Annotated in this window: 9 protein-coding genes; 8 read left to right on the top strand and 1 reads right to left on the bottom strand. The window is 66.6% G+C overall.

Annotated features, from left to right (window positions below):
- Positions 1 to 141 precede the first annotated feature (141 nt).
- The 3 genes from ISM_RS16605 to ISM_RS16595 are packed head-to-tail and all read left to right on the top strand — an operon-like array spanning position 142 to position 3,796.
- Positions 142 to 1,725, top strand: coding sequence for an asparagine synthetase B family protein (locus tag ISM_RS16605; RefSeq protein WP_040618178.1), 1,584 nt, complete (start codon positions 142 to 144; stop codon positions 1,723 to 1,725).
- Positions 1,722 to 2,837 carry a glycosyltransferase family protein gene (locus tag ISM_RS16600; RefSeq protein ID WP_009815361.1) on the top strand — a complete coding sequence of 372 codons (1,116 nt, stop codon included), beginning with the start codon at positions 1,722 to 1,724 and terminating at the stop codon, positions 2,835 to 2,837. Before ISM_RS16605 ends, ISM_RS16600 begins: the two co-directional genes overlap by 4 nt.
- Positions 2,834 to 3,796, top strand: coding sequence for a glycosyltransferase family 2 protein (locus ISM_RS16595; RefSeq protein WP_009815360.1), 963 nt, complete (start codon positions 2,834 to 2,836; stop codon positions 3,794 to 3,796). The genes ISM_RS16600 and ISM_RS16595 overlap by 4 nt, the downstream gene beginning before the upstream one ends.
- Before the next feature lie 3 nt (positions 3,797 to 3,799).
- On the opposite strand, the gene ISM_RS16590 is transcribed toward ISM_RS16595, so the two are convergent.
- Positions 3,800 to 4,555 carry a WecB/TagA/CpsF family glycosyltransferase gene (locus tag ISM_RS16590; protein WP_009815359.1) on the bottom strand — a complete coding sequence of 252 codons (756 nt, stop codon included), beginning with the start codon at positions 4,553 to 4,555 and terminating at the stop codon, positions 3,800 to 3,802.
- A gap of 190 nt (positions 4,556 to 4,745) precedes the next feature.
- Here ISM_RS16590 and ISM_RS16585 point away from each other — a divergent pair, with 190 nt between their 5' ends.
- From ISM_RS16585 to ISM_RS16565, 5 genes are all read left to right on the top strand, one after another.
- Positions 4,746 to 6,224, top strand: a complete 1,479-nt coding sequence (locus ISM_RS16585; RefSeq protein ID WP_009815358.1) for an O-antigen ligase family protein — start codon at positions 4,746 to 4,748, stop codon at positions 6,222 to 6,224.
- Between the two features lie 294 nt (positions 6,225 to 6,518).
- Entirely contained in the window at positions 6,519 to 12,941 is a 6,423-nt protein-coding gene (locus ISM_RS16580) for a type I polyketide synthase (RefSeq protein WP_009815357.1), read from the top strand.
- The gene (locus ISM_RS16575) at positions 12,941 to 13,957 is read left to right on the top strand and encodes a glycosyltransferase family 2 protein (RefSeq protein WP_040618177.1); all 1,017 of its coding nucleotides are present in this window, start codon (positions 12,941 to 12,943) and stop codon (positions 13,955 to 13,957) included. Before ISM_RS16580 ends, ISM_RS16575 begins: the two co-directional genes overlap by 1 nt.
- Complete coding sequence (locus tag ISM_RS16570; protein WP_009815355.1) at positions 13,954 to 18,684, top strand: MupA/Atu3671 family FMN-dependent luciferase-like monooxygenase; 4,731 nt, start codon at positions 13,954 to 13,956, stop codon at positions 18,682 to 18,684. The genes ISM_RS16575 and ISM_RS16570 overlap by 4 nt, the downstream gene beginning before the upstream one ends.
- Positions 18,681 to 19,400 carry a 4'-phosphopantetheinyl transferase family protein gene (locus ISM_RS16565; protein ID WP_009815354.1) on the top strand — a complete coding sequence of 240 codons (720 nt, stop codon included), beginning with the start codon at positions 18,681 to 18,683 and terminating at the stop codon, positions 19,398 to 19,400. Before ISM_RS16570 ends, ISM_RS16565 begins: the two co-directional genes overlap by 4 nt.
- The last annotated feature ends 22 nt before the right edge of the window (positions 19,401 to 19,422 follow it).

Raw genomic sequence — 19,422 nt, 5'->3', positions numbered from 1 at the left:
TGCTATACTGTCGCCCGGTTCCGGTCATTATTCGGTCGTCAAAACCCTATAGGCAGGCGAGAAGATATTGAGGTCCGCCCTTTGGCGGCTTGGGCCCGTGGTGGCTTGGGCCCTGATGGCTTGGGAATGAGACAGGTCGTGATGACAGAGACAGGCATGCTTGGCAGCGCCCCCTATATTCGTCTGCGCGCGGGTCCCGAGGGGCCGGCGGTCGAAGGGCTGTCGCGCTGGCAATCGACGCCTGCGCCGGGTGGGGCCGCTATTGGCATGATGCGCGGGGCCTGGGCCTGGGATGGCGCGCAGCTCGTGGCCGAGGTGGATCGGTTCGGCTTCTATTCGCTTTTTGTCTATGAAAAGCAGGGCGAGGTGATGGTGTCGCCCTCGCTGCTCGAACTGGTGGCGCAGGGGGCGGATACCACGCGCGATGAGCTGGCGCTGGCGGTGTTTCACCGGGTGGGGATTTTCATCAATGACGAAACGCCGCTGAAACATGTGCGGGTCCTGCCGCCGGGGGGGCGGCTGGTCTGGCGCGCGGGGCGGATGGAGATCACCGGCGGGGCCGAGATCCCCGTAGCGCAGCGGATCAGCCGCGATGATGCGGTGGACGGGATGATCAGCCTCTTTGGGCAGGCGGTGCGGCGTATCCTGACCCATTGCGACGGGCCGATCGTGCTGCCGCTGAGCGGGGGGCGGGATTCGCGGCATATCCTGCTTGAGCTTTTGCATCAGGGGCGCGCGCCCGAGGCCTGCGTGACCTTTCATCACAATGGCTATGCGTTCAACAGCGAGGCGCAGGCGGCACGGGCGCTGTGCCAAAGGGCAGGGATCGCCCATGATGTGCTGGGCTATGCGCGGCCACGGCTGGCGGATGCGACGCGGGCGATGGCACTGACCGGGCTTTGCGCCGATGAGCATGCGCAGATGATGCCGCTGCATGATTATTTCGCCCAGCGCGATGTCATCGGTTTTGACGGGATTGCGGGCGATATCCTCACCAATCCCGATGATTGGGCGGATGATTTCTACAAGCTGGCGGAGAAGGGCGATTATCGCGGCATCGCGCTGGGGATGATCAAAGGCCATGGCGGGGTGATCTCGCGGTCCGAGTGGGGGCAGGGCGCGGGGCCGGTCTATTCGCCGGGGCGCGACGACGAGGTGCTCGACCATATGGGGCGGGCGATTGCGCAATATGCCGATGCGCCCGATCCCTATCAGATGTTTTGGATGTTCCATCGCACGCGGCGCGAGATCAATTTCGTCCCGCAAGCGATCCTGTCGCCGGCGCGGCAGGTCTTTACGCCCTATCTCGACCCAGAGTTCGCGCGGTTCTGTCTGTCCTTGCCCTATAGCGTGACCAAGGATCAGATGCTTCATGATGACGCGATTGCCCGCGGCTTTCCCGAGATGTCGGATATTCCCTATCAGGAGGGGTTTGACCAACCTGCCGCCGGGCGCTGTGGCATTGGCCATAAGTGGCGCAATCTGCAGGCGGCGTGGCAGGTGTCCGGGGCGCTTCGGCCTGAGCGGCGCCTGCGCTCGACGCTGGGCTGGGTGAAGGCGCATCCGCAGCTCACCCGGGTGCATGGGGCGGTCTATGATCTGCATCAGCTTTGTCTTGACGGGCTCGACGCCACCCGAGCGCGCGATATTCAGCGGCTGGCGGCGGAGTTTGCCCATATGTCGCCGGCGCGCTTGATCAGCGATAGGCTGGAGGCCCGGGGATGATCGACCGGTTCCGCATGAAATGGCTGGAGACCCAGGAGGAGATCAAGCGGCTGGGACGCTATCAGAGACCCTTTGACGGGGATCTGCCGCATCGGTTGCTGATCCTTGGGGTGGATCATCGCATCCCGCAAAGTCAGGTCTATCCGTTCCATTACTACCGCCGGGCTCTGAAACAGGCGGGGGTGGAGGTGCGCGAGGCCAATGTGGCCCGCTATGGCGAGACCGGGGAGAGTGCGCCCAAGGGGGCGAGCGCCGTGGCGATCCAGAGCACTATGGATCTGACCGAGGCGCAGTTCGACCGGCTGCTCGACCGGGTGCGCAGGGCCAATCCAAAGGCGCGGATCACTTACATGGATTGGTTCGCGCCGACCGATCTGCGGTTTGCCGAGATGATGGCCGAGCGTGTCGATCTCTATCTCAGCAAGCATCTTCTGCGCGACAGGGCGGCCTATGGGCATCCGACGCTGGGGGATACCACGCTGATGGATTTCTATGGGCGTCACTTTGGGCTCGACCAAGAGGCGCAGTGTTTTGCGGTGCCTGACGGGTTCTGGGAGAAGCTGCGGCTTGGGCCGTCCTTTGTCACCGCGCCTTTCATGCTGCCGGTCTTTGATAGGGGGGCGTTTCCCGAAGGCGCGCGCCCCATCGACCTGCATGCGCGGATCGCGGTGGCGGGCACGCCGTGGTATCAGAAGATGCGGCAGGGCTGTGCCGATGCGGTTGACGCGCTGGGGGGCGTCAACAAGCTGGTGGGGACCGGCATCCGGCATGATCGGTTCCTGGAAGAGCTGCGGCGCTCGAAGATCTGCTTTAGCCCGTTTGGCTATGGCGAGGTGTGCTGGCGCGACTTCGAGGCGGTGATGTGCGGGGCGGTGCTGCTCAAACAGGATATGGGCCATGTGGAGACCGATCCCGATCTGTTCGTGCCCGGCGAGACCTATGTGCCGCTGCGCTGGGACCTGAGCGATTTTGACGAGGTGGTGCGCGGCTTGCTGGCCGATCCTGCGCGGCGCGAGCGGATTGCGCGGGCGGCGTTTCAGAAGATGCAGGATTATGCGCGGTCGTCCCGGTTTGTCGAACAGATGACGCCGCTCTGGCAGGTGACGGCATGAGCGGGGCAGGGCCCGAGGTCGATGCGGTGGTGATCGGCCGCAACGAGGGGGAGCGGCTCAGCGCGGCGCTCGGCTCGCTCGCTGGTGGCGTGCGGCGGATCATCTATGTCGACAGCGGATCGCAGGATGACAGCGTGGCCCGGGCCGAGGCGCTGGGGGCGGAGGTGGTCAATCTGGATATGACACAGCCCTTTACCGCGGCGCGGGCGCGCAATGCGGGGTTTGCGGCGCTGGGCGAAGATGCGGCGGAATTTGTTCAGTTCATCGATGGCGATTGTTCGGTGGTCGCGGGGTGGATTGATGCGGCGCGGGCGGCGCTGGTTGACGAGCCTGCGCTGGGCCTCGTTTGTGGGCGGCGGCGCGAGCGGCAGCCGGAGGCCAGCGTCTACAACCGGTTGATCGACAGGGAATGGGACACGCCGGTGGGCGAGACCCGCGCCTGTGGCGGCGATTTCATGGTGCGGCATGCGGCGTTTGCGCAGGTGGGCGGGTTCGATGCCGGGCTGATTGCCGGGGAAGAGCCGGAGCTTTGTCTGCGGTTGCGGCGGGCGGGCTGGCGGCTTTGGCGGCTCGATGCCGAGATGACAGCGCATGACGCGGCGCTGACGCGGTTTGGCCAATGGTGGCGGCGGGCGCGGCGGGCGGGCTTTGCCTTTGCCGAAGGCGCGGCGCGCTATGGGTTCGCGCCCGAGCGGCATTGGCTGCGCGAGACGCTGCGGGGGGTGCTCTGGGGACTGCTGCTGCCACTGGCGGGGCTGTTGGGCGCGTTGTGGAGCCCTTGGGCGCTGCTGCTGTGGCTCGCCTATCCAGCGCAGGTTTTGCGGCTCTGGCGCAAGGGGCTGGGGGCGGATTGGGCGTTTTTCACGGTGCTGTCGAAATTTCCCGAGGCGCAGGGCGTCTTGGGCTATTGGTGGCGGCGGCTGCGGCGCGGTGAAGCGCGGCTCATCGAATATAAATAGCGCTCAGCGGGCGCGGCGCTGCCGCCAGGCCTGAAGGATGAGGCCGGGCAGTATGGCGAAACAGGCCAGATAGCGCGGCAAGAGCCGTTTCGGGCTCGACAGCGCGCGCCAGAGCCATTCGAGCGCAAGCGCCCGCATCAGTTTCGGGGCGCGGCGTTGATGGCCGGAGAGGAAATCGAGACCGGCGCCAATGGAGACGAACCCCACCGAGGGGGCGAGGGTGCGACCGCGCAGGGCAAGGATTTCCTGTTTCGGCGCGCCGAGGGCCAGAAAGCAGAGCCGGGCGCCGGAGGCCTCGATCGCCTGCAGGGCGGTTGCGGCCGCATCGCCTTCGGGATCGAACCCCATGGGCGGGGCAAAGCAATGCAGGACACGCAGCCCCGGCACTTGCGCCGCAAGCGCCTCTGCCGCCCCGGCGAGGGCCGCGTCGGTGCTGCCCAGCAGGGCGATAGGCCAGTCTTTTTTCGCGGCGATCCGGGCCATCGGCAGGATCAGGTCAGAGCCGGGCATCAGCTCGACCGGCTGGCGGCTCAGCCGTGAGAGCCAGACGATGGGACGGCCATCGGCCACCACGAAATCCTGTCCCGCATAGGCGCGGGCAAACGCGCGGTCGTGGCGCAGCTTGACCAGATGATCGAGGTTCACGGTGGCAAGGGCAAAGCCATCCCCCCGGGCCAGCCGGTCGGTCACCGCCTGCCACAGAAGATCGCGGGTGGGGATGTTGATCCCGACGGTGCCGGTGCCGGTGTCGATGCGCATCTGATCCTCAAATAGCTTTGCGAGAGGCGATAGCCTGTCACGCCACGCTGGCAAAGAAAAAACACAGTTTCCGGGAGGTTGACGGCAGGGGCGCGACAATTCTGCCGGTGCGTGATAGGGTCGCCCCGGGCCGCGCCGCGATGCGCCGCTATGGCCCGCGACGCGCAACTAGCAGGACTGTCCGACGCCGATGCCGAACCCCGTGGCCTATCTCATGCTGATCCTGTGGCCGGGCGTGTCGCTCTTGCTGTTTCAGAAGCTGCCAAAAGAGCGGGCGATCATCTGGACCGTGCTGGCAGGCTATCTCCTGCTGCCGCAGGGGACCGAGTTCGACCTGCCGCTGGTGCCGGATATGGACAAGGTGTCGATCCCCAATATCTGTGCCTTTGCCATGGTGGTTTTGCTGCTCAAGGAGCGGGTGCGGCTCTGGCCCGAGACATGGGTGATGCGGGTGCTGCTCCTTGGCTTTGTGTTTGGCGTGGTGCCGACCGTTCTGACCAACCGCGAGCCGGTGGTGTTTTCGCTGCTCGGGGTGAGCGAGACGAACCTATTTGAGGTGGGGTCGTTGCCGGGGCTGCGGGTGATCGACCTGTTTTCGGTGCTGGCGACGCAGCTCATCACCTTGATGCCGTTCTTTCTCGGGCGGAATTTCCTCGCGCGGGATCAGGGGATGCGGGATCTGCTGCTGGCGCTGGCGCTGGGCGGCTTGGCCTATAGCCTGCCGGCGCTCTTTGAAATTCGCATGAGCCCGCAGCTGCATGTCTGGATCTACGGGTTCTTTCAGCATGATTTCGAACAGATGATGCGCGATGGCGGGTTTAGGCCCATCGTGTTCCTGCCGCATGCGCTTTGGCTCGCGTTTTTCCTGATGACCTCGGTGGTGGCGCTGATGGCATTGGCGCGGGCGGAGAAGGGGCCGCAGAGGGCACGGGCGCTGCTGGCGGGGATTTACCTGCTGGGCGTGCTGGTCCTGTGCAAGAGCCTTGCCTCGATGCTCTATGCGATGGCGCTCGTGCCAGCGGTTCTCTTTGCGAGCGAGCGGGCGATGGTGCGGGTGGCGCTCTTGATGGCGGCGGTGGCGGTGGTCTATCCGGTGCTGCGCGGCAATGGCTGGGTGCCGGTGGATGCGATCCTCGCACAGGCCGAGGCGTTCAACCCCGACCGCGCGCAATCGCTGGCCTATCGGTTCAACAATGAGACGATCCTGTTGGAGCGGGCGCAGGAAAAGCTCTTGTTCGGCTGGGGCGGATGGGGGCGCAACCTGTTGCATGACGTCACCACGGGGCGGATTCTGACCATCCCGGATGGCGAGTGGATCATCGTGTTCGGGACCTTCGGCTGGGTCGGCTATCTGAGCCAGATGGGGCTCTTGGCGGTGCCGGTCTACATGATGTGGCGGCATTTGCCGCGCCGCAAAGCGGGCGACACAGCGCGGGGGGCGCGCTATGGCGGGGTGGTGACGCTGCTGCTGGCGATCACGCTCGTTGATATGTTGATCAACGCGATCCTGACGCCCTTTACCTGGCTTGTGGCGGGGGCGGTCTGGGGCCGCGCCGAGAGCTATCTTCGGGCGGATGGCGATGAGGAGGCCAAGGCCCCGATGACGCGCCAGCCGCTGCCGACCGCATTGCAGCGGGACGTGCCGAAGAAACGGCGTACTGTTCTCTAGGACCTCCCCGGCGGATCTCTGGTCGGTTGCACGGATCAACCTCAGAGCGATTCTGCCGCCTTATCAAGGCATTGTTGACCCAGCGTGACCAATTTGTTTCGCCTGCGTGGTTTGTCACCCAGCGGTGTCTTTGCGGCAAAACTGTGGCTTTTCAATAAAATTAATGTTATCAAAGGGCTGTAGGTGAAAACTCAATTTAATCCCTGTCCGCTGCTGCGCGACTGCCCCTGTTTCGGGTAGAGAATTCATAATTCTAACGCATTTCGAGACATGGATTTGGGAGTCGATTGCTAAATGTGTGCTTGGGGAAGCTCGACCGATCTTGGGGGCGATATCGCGATTGTCGGCATGGCGCTGAAAGTGCCGGGGGCCGATGGCGTCGATGACTTCTGGCGCAACCTCAGCCAAGGCATCGAGAGCATCCAACCGCAAAGCGAAGAGGATTTGCTCGCGGCGGGCGAAGACCCGGGCCGGTTGGCGCAGGCCAATTACGTGCGGGCGGCGGCGCTTCTCGACGAATACGACCATTTCGATCCCGATTTCTTTGGCTTTGGTCCCAAGGAGGCGGCGATCCTCGACCCGCAGCATCGCAAATTCCTAGAGGTGAGCTGGGAGGCGATGGAGCAGGCCGGGCATGTGCCGGGCCAGTTCAAGGGCCGCGTTGGCGTCTATGCGGGTTGTGGCATGGGCAGCTATTTCTATTTCAACATCTGCTCCAACCCCGATCTCGTCGATGATGTGGGCATGTTCCTTCTGCGCCATACCGGCAATGACAAGGATTTCCTGTCGACCCGGGTGAGCCATGTGTTCGACCTCAAGGGGCCGAGCCTCAACATCCAGACCGCCTGTTCCACCTCGCTGGTGGCGGTGCATCAGGCGCGAGCGGCCCTGATGCGCGGCGAATGCGATATGGCGCTGGCGGGCGGCGTGACGATCGAGCTGCCACAGGGGCGGGGCTATCTCTACAAGGAAAACGAAATCCTGTCGCCGGATGGCCATTGCCATGCCTTCGATCATCGGGCGCAGGGCACGGTGTTTGGCAGCGGCGCAGGCGCGGTGGCGCTGCGGCGGCTCGAGGATGCGCTGGCCGATGGCGATCACATCTGGGCGGTGATCAAGGGCAGCGCGATCAACAATGACGGGGCGGCCAAGGCGGGCTATCTCGCGCCGAGCGTCGATGGCCAGGCCGAGGCGGTGCGCGCGGCGCTCAGCGATGCCGGGCTGCCGCCGGAAAGCATCGGCTATGTGGAATGCCACGGCACCGGCACCTATCTGGGCGATCCGATCGAGGTGGCGGCGCTGACCGAGGCCTTTGGCGGGGCCGAGACACCCTATTGCGGGATCGGATCGGTCAAGACCAACATCGGCCATCTCGACACCGCGGCGGGGGTGGTGAGTCTGATCAAGACGAGCCTGTCGCTCTATCACAAGCAATTGGTGCCGAGCCTCGGCTATGAGGCGCCGAACCCCTCCATCGCCTTCGAGGGCAGCCCGTTTCGGGTGAGTGACCGGCTGTCGGATTGGACGGCAGAGGCGCCGCGCCGGGCCGGGGTCAATTCGCTGGGCGTGGGCGGGACCAATGCGCATGTGGTGCTCGAAGAAGCGCCGGCGCGGGCGGCGTCAGAGCCGTCGGACTGGCCTTATCAGATCCTAACGCTTTCGGCGAAATCCGCCAAGGCGCTCGATGCCAATGCTTTGGTGCTGGCCGACTGGCTGCGCCGGTCGCCGCAGGTGCCGCTGGCCGATGTGGCCTATACGCTCAAGACCGCGCGCGGGGCCTTCGACAAGCGGCGCGTCGTGGTGGCCCGAAGCCATGAAGAGGCGGCGGATCTGCTCGAGGCGGGCGATCCGCGTCGGGTCTTCAGCCATGAGCGGCTGGGCGCGGCGCCAGATGTGGTCTTCATGTTCCCCGGCGGCGGCGCGCAATATGCGGGCATGGCGCGCGATCTCTATGAGACGGAGCCGGTCTTCCGCGACTGGATGGAGCGGGGGCTCGCCCATCTTGAAACGCGGAGCGATTTTGACATTCGCGCCGTCTGGCTGCCAGAGCCGGGGCAGGAGGCCGAGGCCGACAAGGCGCTGTTGCAGCCTTCGGTGCAGCTGCCGCTGATCATGATTGTGGAATATGCGCTGGCCCAGCTCTGGATGAGCTGGGGGGTGCGTCCGGCGGCGCTGGTTGGGCATTCGATGGGGGAGAATACTGCCGCCTGTCTCGCCGGGGTCATGGGGTTCGAGGATTGCATCGATCTGGTGCTGCTGCGCGGGCAGTTGTTTGACCGGGTGCCGGCGGGCGGGATGCTCAGCGTGTCGCTCGGCGAGGCGGCGCTGCGGGCCTATCTCTCGGAGGCCGAGGCGCTCGACATGGCCAGTGTCAATGCGCCCGAGCTTTGTGCCGTGTCCGGCCCGGATGCGGCGCTGGCGGAGCTTGGCGCGCGGTTGACGCGCGACGGGGTCGAGTTTCAGCGCATTGCCATCGATATCGCGGCGCATTCCCGGATGCTCGAGCCGATCCTTGAGGATTATCGCGCCTTTCTGGCCTCGATCCCGCTAGCGGCACCGCAGATGGAGATCATCTCGAACCGCAGCGGTGAGGCGCTGCGTGCCGAGGAGGCGACCGACCCGGAGTATTGGGTCGGACAGCTGCGCAACACGGTGCGGTTTGACGATTGCCTGCGCCATCTCGGGGCGAAATCCGATCGGGTGTTCCTTGAGGTCGGGCCGGGCAAGGCGCTCAGCGCGCTGGCGGGGATGCAGCCGGCGGTCAAACCCGGTCAGGTGCTGAGTTCGCTCCGGCATCCGGAGGACAAGACCGAGGATGACGCCCATTTCCTGCGCATCATTGGCCGGCTCTGGGCTGCCGGGGTCGAGGCGGATTGGGATCAGATCTGGGGCAATGCGCGGCGCAACCGCGTGGTTCTGCCGTCCTATGCCTTTCAACAGCAACGGTTTTTTATTGCGCCGGGGCGGCGCGATGTGGCGGCCAAACAGGCACTTGTCACGCGGCATGAGGATCTGCGCGATTGGGGCTATAGCCTCGGCTGGAAGCCCGCCTATCCCGATATCGAGGCAGATGCCTTGGATCGGCTGGCGGAGGCGCCGCGGTGCTGGCTGGTGTTCAGCGACACCGGCGGGATTGCGGAGCGGCTCGTCACCCGGCTCAGGGCGGCGGGGCATCGGGTGGCGACGGTGGCCTCGGGCGATAGCTTTCTGCGGCGGGGGGCGGGGGAGTATGTGATCGCGCCGGAGGTGGGGCGCGATGGCTATGACGCTTTGCTGGCGGGGCTGGCCGAGGACGGGATGATGCCGGACCGGGTGGCGCATTTCTGGCTGGTGACCGAAAGCGAGACATTCCGCCCCGGTGGCAGCTTCTTTGACCGCAATCTCGAACATGGGTTCTATGGGCTGTTCCACCTGACCCAGGCGCTCGAAGAGGCGCGGGAGGACGGGGCCCCGGTGCATGTGACGGCCTTCACCAATGGCGCGGCACAGGTCGGAGACGAGCCGCTGCCCTGGCCGGAAAAAGCGATGATTTCCGGGGTCTTGGGGGTCGCACCGCGCGAGATGCCGGGGCTCAGCATGGCGAGTGTCGATCTCGTGATGCAAGGCGCGGCGGAGCGAGAGGTGCTGGTCGATCGGCTGCTCGAAGAGCTCTTGGCAGAGCCCGCGAATGCCCGGGTCGCCTATCGCGACGGGCGGCGCTATGTGGCGGGGCTGCGGTCTGAGCCCTTGCCCGACATGACCCGCAAACCGGCGGAGTTCCGGGCCGGTGGCACCTATCTCATCACCGGGGGGTTGGGCGGCATCGGGCTTAGCGTGGCGCGGTATTTGGCACGGGAGTATAGCGCCTGTATTGCGTCGGTATCGCGTCGGTCCGTTCCGCCCCGCGAAGACTGGGACGATTACATCGCGCGGACCGGCGGCACCGGGCCGGTGGCGGCCAAGCTCATCGCGCTGCGCGAGATCGAGGCGCTCGGCGGTGAGGTGCGGGTGTTCCAGGGCGACGTCACCGATCTCGCCGCGATGCAGGAGATCCGCGATCAGCTCTGCGCCGAGCGGGGCGCGGTCACGGGCGTCATTCATGCCGCCGGTCATGTGGATGACGCGCCGCTTCTGGCCAAGGATGTGGCGCAGGTGCAGGCGGTGCTCGCGCCCAAGGTGGCGGGGCTTCGGGTGCTCGACACGGTGTTCCCTGATGGGTCGCTCGACCTGATGCTGCTCTTTTCCTCGACCTCGACCATCATCACCCCGGCGGGGCAGGTGGATTACGTCGCGGCGAATGAATATCTCAACGCCTTTGCCCAGTCGCGCCGGGGCGGCAAGACCAAGGTCTGCGCGGTGAACTGGGGGGTCTGGGCCGAGACCGGCATGGCCGCCGAGGCGGTGGCGGCGCGGACCGGGGAAGAGGACAGCGAAACGCTGCAGCTCGACCTGCCGTTGCTCAGGGAACTGACGCCGGGGCCGGAGGGCGATCGGCTGCGGGCCGAGCTTGATGGCGCGCGCGACTGGGTGCTCTCCGAGCATAAGACGCGGCGCGGGCAGATCATCCTGCCGGGGACCGGGACCGTCGAGCTTGCGGCAGAGGCGCTGGCGGCGAAAGGCTTTGGCGCGCCCTATGCGCTGCGCGATCTGATGTTCCTGCGCCCGCTCGATGTGGCGGGACGGCGCAGGATTGAGATTGCCCTGACGCCAGAGGCCGACGGGCTTCGGTTCGAGCTTAGCGCCGAGGCGCAGGCCGAGGGGCGGCGCGGCCAGGTGGCGATTGCCGAGGCGCAGCTTGCGCCGCTCGATCCGGCAGAGCGGCCCGGGCGGGTTGACCCGCCAGCGATCGAGAAACGCTGTGCCGAGATCCTGCCGCAGCCCTTACGGTCGCCGCAGATGGCGCATCTCGAGTTCGGGCCACGTTGGGATGTGGTACGCGAGGCCCGGTTCGGCGCGGGCGAGGGGATCGCGCGGCTGGCGCTCGGCAGCCAAGGACAGAGGGACCTCGACGAGGGTATCCGGCTGCATCCGGCATTGATGGATCTGGCGACGGGCTGGGCCATCGGGCTGGTGCCGGGCTATCAGGGCACGCATCTCTGGGCGCCGATGTCCTATGGGGCGATCCGCATCTGGGGGAAATTGCCGGCGGAAATCATCAGCTGGGTGCGGCTGCGCGAGGGGGCGGATCGCGACAGCGCGCGGTTCGACATCACGCTCTGCGGGGCGGATGGCGCGGTCTATGCCGAGATCGAGGATTTCCAGATGCGAAGGCTGGCCGGTGAGGGCGGCTTTGCGCTGGCCCCGGTGGCGGCGCGGGATATTCGCGTGGCGGACGCGGCGCAGGCGCCGCTCAGCCGGGCCGAAGAGCGGCTCGCGCAGAATGTGGCGCGGGGGATCACGGCCAAGGAGGGCGCAGAGGCCCTGGCCCGGGGGCTGAGCCTTGGGCGGTCGCAGCTGTTCATTTCCTCGCTCGATCTGCCGGCGCTTTGTGCCGAGGCGGCGCAGCCGCAAGAGGCGGCTGGCGGTGCCGGGCAGAGCTTTGAGCGGCCCGAGCTCGACAGTGAATATGCCGCCCCCGAGGGCGAGATCGAGACCGGGCTCGCCGAGCTCTGGCAGGCGGTTCTCGGCATCGAAGAGATCGGGGCCGAGGACAGTTTCTTTGATCTGGGCGGTCATTCGCTGTTGGCGGTGCGGCTCTTTGCGCAGGTCAAGCGCAGCTTTGGGGTCGAGTTCCCGATTTCGGTGCTGTTCGAGGCGCCGACGATCCGGGCCTTGGCGGCCAAGGTCGAGGCCTCGGGCGGGCAGGTGGCGCAGGCGGCCTCAAAAGACCGGGGCGCTGCGCCCAAACCGGCGGAGGTGTCGAGCACGCGCTATCTCGTGCCCTTGCACAGTGGCACTCCGGGGCCGGGCGCGCCGCTCTATATCGTGGCGGGCATGTTCGGCAATGTGATGAACCTGCGCCATATGGCGGCGCTTTTGGGCAAGGATCGCCCGGTCTTTGGCCTGCAGGCGCGGGGTCTTGTCGGGGATGAGGCGCCGCATGAGCGGATCGAAGAGGCGGCGGCAGATTATATCGCCGAGCTGCGCCGGGAGCAGCCGGAGGGGCTCTATCACCTTGCCGGATTCTCGGGCGGGGGCATCACCGCCTATGAGATCGCACAGCAATTGTCGGCGGCGGGTCAGGAGGTCGGCAGTCTGATCCTGCTCGACACGCCGCTGCCGGTGCGCCCGTCGCTGAGCCGCTTGGACAAGGGGTTGATCAAGCTGCATGAACTCCGCCGCAAGGGGCCCGCCTATTTTGCGGAATGGCTGCGCAACCGGATTGAATGGCAGGCGGAGAATCGGCGGCGCGCGGCGCAGCGTGAGGCTGGGGCCGAGGCCGGCGGTTTTGACAATGCGGGGATTGAGCGCGCGTTTCTTGCGGCGGTTGGCGCCTATGAGGCCAAGCCCTGGGATGGGGCGGTGACGCTCTTCCGGCCCCGGCTCGACCGGCATTGGCCGGTGTCGGGCGGCAATTTCGTCAGCCGCGAGCGCGAATATGTGTTCGAGGACAATCAGTGGCGGCCGCTTGCGCCAAAGCTCGAGGTGATCGAAGTGCCCGGGGATCACGACAGTATGGTTCTCGTGCCCAATGTCAGCGTTCTCGCCCGGCATATCGGGGATGCGCTGCGGGTGGCGGATGGGCCCAGAGGGCAGGCGGTCGGCTTTGTCTGGCCCAATCGGACGGCGGCGGAGTGATGGCGGTGCATACTCCTACGGTTCTCACCGTCATTTTGAACTATCGCACGCCGGAGATGAGCCTGCGGTCGCTCGATGCGGCCTATCGTGCCATGGAGGGGATCGCGGGCGAGATCGTCGTGGTCGACAATGGCTCTGACGATGGCTCTTGCGAGGTGATCTCTGCGGGGATCGAGGCGCGGGGCTGGGCCGAGGGGACGCGGGTGCGGTTTGCCGCCTCCGGCCGCAATGGCGGCTTTGGCGCGGGCAATAATTTCGGCATGGGGCTTGGCCTCTCGGATGGGTCGAAGCCGGATTATGTCTATATCCTCAACTCCGATGCCTTTCCCGAGCCGGGGGCGATTAACGCGCTTTTGGAGCATCTTGAACGGACCCCTGCGGCGGGCATGGCGGGGAGCTATATCCGGGGCGAGGATGATGTGCCGCATGTCACCGCCTTTCGGTTTCCGTCGATGGCCAGCGAGTTCGAAGGGGCGGTGCGGACGGGGATCGTGTCGCGGCTCTTGCGCCGTTCGATCGTGCCCTTGCCAATGCCGGAGACGCCCACTGCGGTGGATTGGGTGGCGGGGGCCTCGGTTTTGATGCGCCAAGAGATGCTCGACCAGATCGGCGGCTTTGATGAGCGGTTCTTTCTCTACTTTGAGGAGACCGATCTTTGTCGTCGGGCGGAGGGGGCGGGGTGGCAGGTTTGGTATCTGCCGCAGAGCCGGGTGGTGCATGTGGGATCGGTCAGCACGGGGATGAAGGGCTGGACCCGGACGCCGGGCTATTGGTTTGACTCGCGGCTTTACTATTTCACGAAAAATCATGGGCGATTCTATGCGTTTATGGCCACTTTGGCGCGGGTCATGGGGGCGGCGATCTGGCGGGTGCGGGTGGCGATCTCCAGCAAGGATCTGGGCGAGCCGCCACATTTTCTGCGGGATTTAATCAGCCACGGTATTGCGTCGGTATTGCGTCGGCAAAGCGACGGTGGCCCGGGGGCGGGCGATCCGCTCCGGGAGGAGGGAAAATGAGCAAGCTGTCCTGTGTCCTGATTGGCGATGCCTCTCTCACCATTGGCTGTGGCACTTTGTGGCGCGAGGCCGGCCATGTGATCCGCGCGGTGGTCAGTCAGGACCAGGCGGTGCGCGACTGGGCGCAGGCCGAGGGGCTGGCGGTGCTGTCGACGCCCGAGGCGCTGCATGGGCTGGCGGGGGAGACGCGGTTCGATTGGCTGCTGAGCGTGGCCTATCTCGCGCTGCTGCCCGAGGATGTGCTGCGCCTCGCGGGCAAGGGTGCGGTGAATTTCCATGACGGACCGCTGCCGGGCTATGCCGGGCTCAACACCCCGGTCTGGGCCAAGCTCGCGGGGGAGACAGAGCATGCGATCACCTGGCACCGGATGGATGCGGGGATCGACACCGGGGCGGTGTTGCTCGACCGGCGGTTTGACATCCGGCCCGAGGACACGGCGCAAGGGCTCAACACCAAGGCCTATGCCGCGGGGCTCGAGACCTTTCCCGAGCTGATCGAGATGTTGGCGCGGGGCGAGGGCGATGGCGTGCCGCAGCCTGAGGGTACGCGGCGGCTCTGTCGGCGCGATGACCGGCCTACGGCGGGCGGCTGTCTCGACTTCGCGGAAGGGCAAGATGCGGTGCTGCGCCTCGTGCGGGGGCTCGATTTCGGGGAGTACTGGAACCCGCTTTGCCGCGCCAAGCTGATGAGCAAATCCGGCGTGGTTCTGGTGGGTGCGGCCGATCTGGTCGCCGAGCGGCAGGGGGCCGTGGGCGAGGTTCTTGAGGTTTCGCGCGACGGGGTGATCGTGGCGGCCAAGGACGGCGCGGTCCGGCTCAGCGGTTTGAGCGATCTTGCGGGGCTGGGGTGCGATGCGGAAGCGCTGTTCACCGTGGGGGACCTCCTGCCGAGCGGCGCAGAGCTGCGCCCCGAGCGCTGGCAAGAGGTGACGGGCGCGATTGTCGGCCATGAGCCGATGTGGCGGGGGAGGCTGGCAGAGATGTCCGGGCTGTCGCTGCCTTTGGTGCGGCGTGGGGCCGAGGCGCCGCGCTACAAGCGGGTGGCGCGGGTTCTGCCCGAGGCGCTGACCGCGCGGGAAATGCATGCGGCGGCGGCGCTCTGGGCGCTGATTTCAGCTGGGGCAGAGACGGGCGATATCGCCTGGTATGGCGCGGCACAGGCCGCGTTTCAGGACGCGCCGCAGGGGGCGGTTGCGCCTTGGGTGCCGCTGCGCGTGACGGGGCAGGCGCGGGATTGGGCCGATCTGTGCAATGGCGTGGCCAAACAGGTGCAGGCGGCGGACCGGGGCATCGGCTTTGCCGCCGATCTTATCGCCCGTGATCCCGCGCTCGCGGCGCGGGAGCTGCCGCAAATCGGGCTCTCGGTGTGCGATGCGCCGATTGACGGCATGGCGGTCACGCTTGCGGTCCATAATGGGCGGGCGGCGCTCTATTTTGATCGGGCGCGGGTCGATGCGGCGACGGCGGCACTGCTCTTGCGGCGGCTCGAGGCGATCTGTGCGCGGGTGGCCGAGGGCGAGACGCGGCTCGACGCCATTCGGGCCTTGCCCGCGCGCGAGGTTCGGCGGCTCTTGCAGGGGTGGAACGCCACCAAGAGCACCTATGACAGCAGCCAGACGATGCATGGCGCGATCGAGGCGCAGATGGCCAGAACCCCTGACGATGTGGCGCTGGTCTTTGAGGATCAGAGCCTCAGCTACGGGGCGCTCGATCAGCTGTCGCGGAAAGTGGCAGGGCAGTTGCATGCGGCGGGGATCGGGCCGGGGAGCAATGTGGCGCTCTGCCTGCCGCGTGGCTTTGATCTGGTGATCGGGGCGCTGGCGATCCTGCGGGCGGGCGGCGCCTATCTGCCGCTCGATCCCGATTATCCCAAGGACCGGCTGGCGCATTGTATCAGCGACAGCCGCGCCGGTGTGATCCTCAGCAATGCGGCGTTGGCGGGCAAGCTGCCCGAGAGCGAGGCCACGGTTCTGTTGATCTCTGATCTGCAGGCACGGGGCGAGGATGGCCCGGTGGATGGTGAGGCGGGGCCCGGTGATCTCGCCTATCTCATCTATACCTCCGGCTCGACCGGCCTGCCCAAGGGGGTGATGGTCGAGCATCGCAATGTGGTGAATTTCTTTCACGCGATGGATGCGTTTATCGACCGCGACCAGGGCCGCAATTGGATGGCGGTGACGAGCCTCGCCTTTGATATTTCGGTGCTCGAGCTGTTTTACACCCTGTCGCGGGGGTTCCGCGTGGTGATCAGCGGCGACGAGACGCGCGCCGCCATTTCCAACGGGCCGCTGCGCGGCGGCGCGGGCAAGGCGGGCGGCGCGATGGATTTCTCGCTCTATTACTGGGGGGCGGATGATCAGCCGGGGCCGGGGAAATACGACCTTCTGATGCAGGGCGCGCGCTATGCGGATGAGAACGGCTTTGCCGCGATCTGGACGCCCGAGCGGCATTTCCACGCCTTTGGCGGGCCCTATCCGAACCCGGCGGTGACCGGGGCCTCGGTCGCGGGGTTCACCCGCAACATCGGCGTGCGGGCGGGATCTATCGTCGCACCCCTGCACCATCCGGCGCGGATTGCCGAGGAATGGGCGGTGATCGACAACCTGACAGGCGGGCGGGCCGGGATGGCCTTTGCCTCGGGCTGGCAGCCGGATGATTTCATCCTGCGCCCCGAGAACACGCCGCCGAAGAACCGCGATGCGCTCTTTGCGACGCTGGATCAGGTCAGGGCGCTGTGGCGCGGCGAGACGGTGGAATTTCCGCGCGAAAACGGCGAGATGCACGGGGTGGTGACGCAGCCGCGCCCGGTGTCGCGCGAGCTCGAGGCCTGGGTCACCACGGCGGGCAATCCCGAGACCTGGCGCGAGGCGGGGGCCAATGGGGCCAATATCCTCACCCATCTGTTGGGCCAGTCCATCGCGGAAGTGGCGGAAAAGATCGGCATCTATCACGAGGCCTTGCGCGCGGCGGGGCATGATCCGGCGGCGCATAAGGTGACGCTCATGCTGCACAGCTATCTCGCCGAGGATCGCGAGACGGCGCGTGACATCGCACGCGAGCCGATGAAGGATTATCTGCGCTCTGCGGCGGGGCTGATCAAGCAATATGCCTGGGCCTTTCCGGCGTTCAAGAAACCCGAGGGCGTCAGCAACCCGTTCCAGATCGACCTCAGCGGTCTTAGCGAGGACGAGATGGAGGCGATCCTCGATTTCGCCTTTGAGCGCTATTTCGAGGACAGCGGGTTTTTTGGCTCGGTGGCGGATGGCATCGCCCGGGCCGAGGCGCTGCGCGAGATCGGGGTGAGCGAGATTGCCTGCCTCATCGAATATGGGATCGAGACGCAGACCGTTCTCGACAGCCTGCCACGGATCAAGGCGGTGATGGATCATGTGAACGCGGGCGCGGGGCCCGCGGCGGATGATTTCTCGCTCGCGGCGCAGATCGTGCGCCATGAGATCACCCATCTGCAGGCGACGCCGAGCATGGCGCGGCTTTTCATGATGAATGACGAGGCGCGCGAGGCGCTATCAGAGGTGCGGCAGATCTATCTTGGCGGCGAGGCGCTGCCGGGGTCCTTGGTGGCGGAGCTGCGCGAGGTGACCGGGGCGGAGATCCACAATATGTACGGGCCGACGGAGACGACCATCTGGTCCACCGTGGCGAAGCCGGGGCAGCCGGCACCCGGGGCCGAGCCGATCGGGCGGCCGATTGCCAACACGGTGGTGCGGGTTCTCGATGACGCGGGGGGGCTCTGTCCGGTGGGGGTGCCCGGTGAGCTCTGGATCGGCGGCGATGGGGTCACACGGGGCTATTGGCAGCGCGAGGCGCTCACGGCCGAGCGGTTCTGTGCGGATGCGTTTGCCAAGGGTGGCAAGGGCGCGCGGCTCTACCGGACGGGGGATCTGGTGTGCTGGCGGGCCGATGGGCAGATCGCGTTCCTGGGGCGGACCGATTTTCAGGTCAAGATCCGGGGGCAGCGGATCGAGCTTGGCGAGATCGAAAGCGCGCTCAAGGCGAGCGAGGGCGTGCGTGAGGCGGTTGTCGTGGCGCGTGAGATCGCCGGGGATACGCGGCTGGTGGCCTATTATACCGGGGTCGCGCGGGAGGAGGCGGTGCTCAAGTCCGAGTTGGGGACGCGGCTCATGGGGGCGATGATCCCGGCGCATATCCGGCATTTGGCGGCGTTTCCGTTGACGCCGAACAAGAAGATCGACCGCAAGGCGCTGCCCGATCCGGTGGCGGGGCGTGTGGCGAAAGCGGTGGCCGCGACGCCGGTGCCGGAGGTGCAGGCACCGGCCACAGAGGCCACAGAGGCCACGGCGCAGGATGGCGCGGCGGTGCAGGCGGCGGTTTTGGCCGTCTGGCGCGCGGTGTTGGGCGTGTCGGATATTGCGCCCGAGGACAGTTTCTTTGATCTCGGGGGGCATTCGCTTCTGGCGGTGCAGGCGCATCGGCAGATCCGGGCGGCGCTGCCTGGGGTGGCGCTGACCATCACGGATGTGTTCCGCTTTCCGGTGCTGCGCGATCTTGTGGCGCATGTGGTGGCCAAGGGGGGCGCGGCGCTACCCGCCGCAGTGCCCGCCGCCACAGCCGCCGCTGAGCCGGTCGACCGCCCGACGGCGGCAGAGATCGTGGCCCCGCGCGTGGTGCTCGCGCCCGCAGTGCAGGAGATCGTCTCGCGGCGGCAGGCGTTGCGCGCGAAACGGCGGCCGGAGGAGGCGGGATGAGCGCCTGTCGCAAGCTTGCAAGCGAAACACGGCTGGCGGATCTGGCGGGGCTTTTTCCGCCGGGGGTGGCGGTCGAGGTCTCTGACCCAAGCGCGGTACAGCCCGCGCCCTTTGCCGAAGAGGCCGTCGCCATGGCCCGCGCCACGCCCGCGCGGCAGCGCGAGTTTGCCGCCGGGCGGGCCGCCGCCCATGGCGCGATGCGCCGTCTTGGGCGGGTGGCCGCGCCGGTGCCGCATGGGCCGGACCGGGCACCGCGCTGGCCTGCGGGGCTTTGTGGCAGTATCAGCCATTGCGAGGGGCTCTGCCTTGCGGCGGTGGCCCCGACCCAGAGCCTGCGCAGCCTCGGCGTCGATGTGGAGCCGGATGCGGCGCTTCCCGCGGACCTCATTGATGAGGTGACCTGTCTGGTCGAGCGGGCGTGGCTCTCGGCGCAATCGGCATCGGTGCGCGGGCGCCTAGCGCGGCTGATCTTTTCGGCCAAGGAGGCGGCCTATAAGTGCCAATACCCGGTGAGCGGCGCGATGATCGGGTTTCAGGATCTGGTGATCACCCCCGATCTCGACACCGGGCAGTTTGAGGCCACATTGCTTCGGACGGTGCCGGGGTTTCGCGAGGGGCAGTGTTTTCACGGGCGGTTCCTGATGTGCGAGGGCGTGATCGTGACGGCGGTGAGCCTGTCGCCGGGGCCGCGCTGGAGCATGCAGGGCAGCGGGTGAACGCGCAGGTGAGCACGCGGAT

The organism is Roseovarius nubinhibens ISM (assembly GCF_000152625.1).
Classification (GTDB): domain Bacteria; phylum Pseudomonadota; class Alphaproteobacteria; order Rhodobacterales; family Rhodobacteraceae; genus Roseovarius; species Roseovarius nubinhibens.
This window is presented reverse-complemented; position numbering and strand designations above follow the sequence as displayed.

Coding starts and splice junctions, on each gene's coding strand:
- ISM_RS16590 (WP_009815359.1), bottom strand. CDS start 4,555: ATGCGCATCGACACCGGCACCGGCACCGTCGGGATCAACATCCCCACC.
- ISM_RS16605 (WP_040618178.1), top strand. CDS start 142: ATGACAGAGACAGGCATGCTTGGCAGCGCCCCCTATATTCGTCTGCGC.
- ISM_RS16575 (WP_040618177.1), top strand. CDS start 12,941: ATGGCGGTGCATACTCCTACGGTTCTCACCGTCATTTTGAACTATCGC.
- ISM_RS16565 (WP_009815354.1), top strand. CDS start 18,681: ATGAGCGCCTGTCGCAAGCTTGCAAGCGAAACACGGCTGGCGGATCTG.
- ISM_RS16570 (WP_009815355.1), top strand. CDS start 13,954: ATGAGCAAGCTGTCCTGTGTCCTGATTGGCGATGCCTCTCTCACCATT.
- ISM_RS16585 (WP_009815358.1), top strand. CDS start 4,746: ATGCCGAACCCCGTGGCCTATCTCATGCTGATCCTGTGGCCGGGCGTG.
- ISM_RS16600 (WP_009815361.1), top strand. CDS start 1,722: ATGATCGACCGGTTCCGCATGAAATGGCTGGAGACCCAGGAGGAGATC.
- ISM_RS16580 (WP_009815357.1), top strand. CDS start 6,519: ATGTGTGCTTGGGGAAGCTCGACCGATCTTGGGGGCGATATCGCGATT.
- ISM_RS16595 (WP_009815360.1), top strand. CDS start 2,834: ATGAGCGGGGCAGGGCCCGAGGTCGATGCGGTGGTGATCGGCCGCAAC.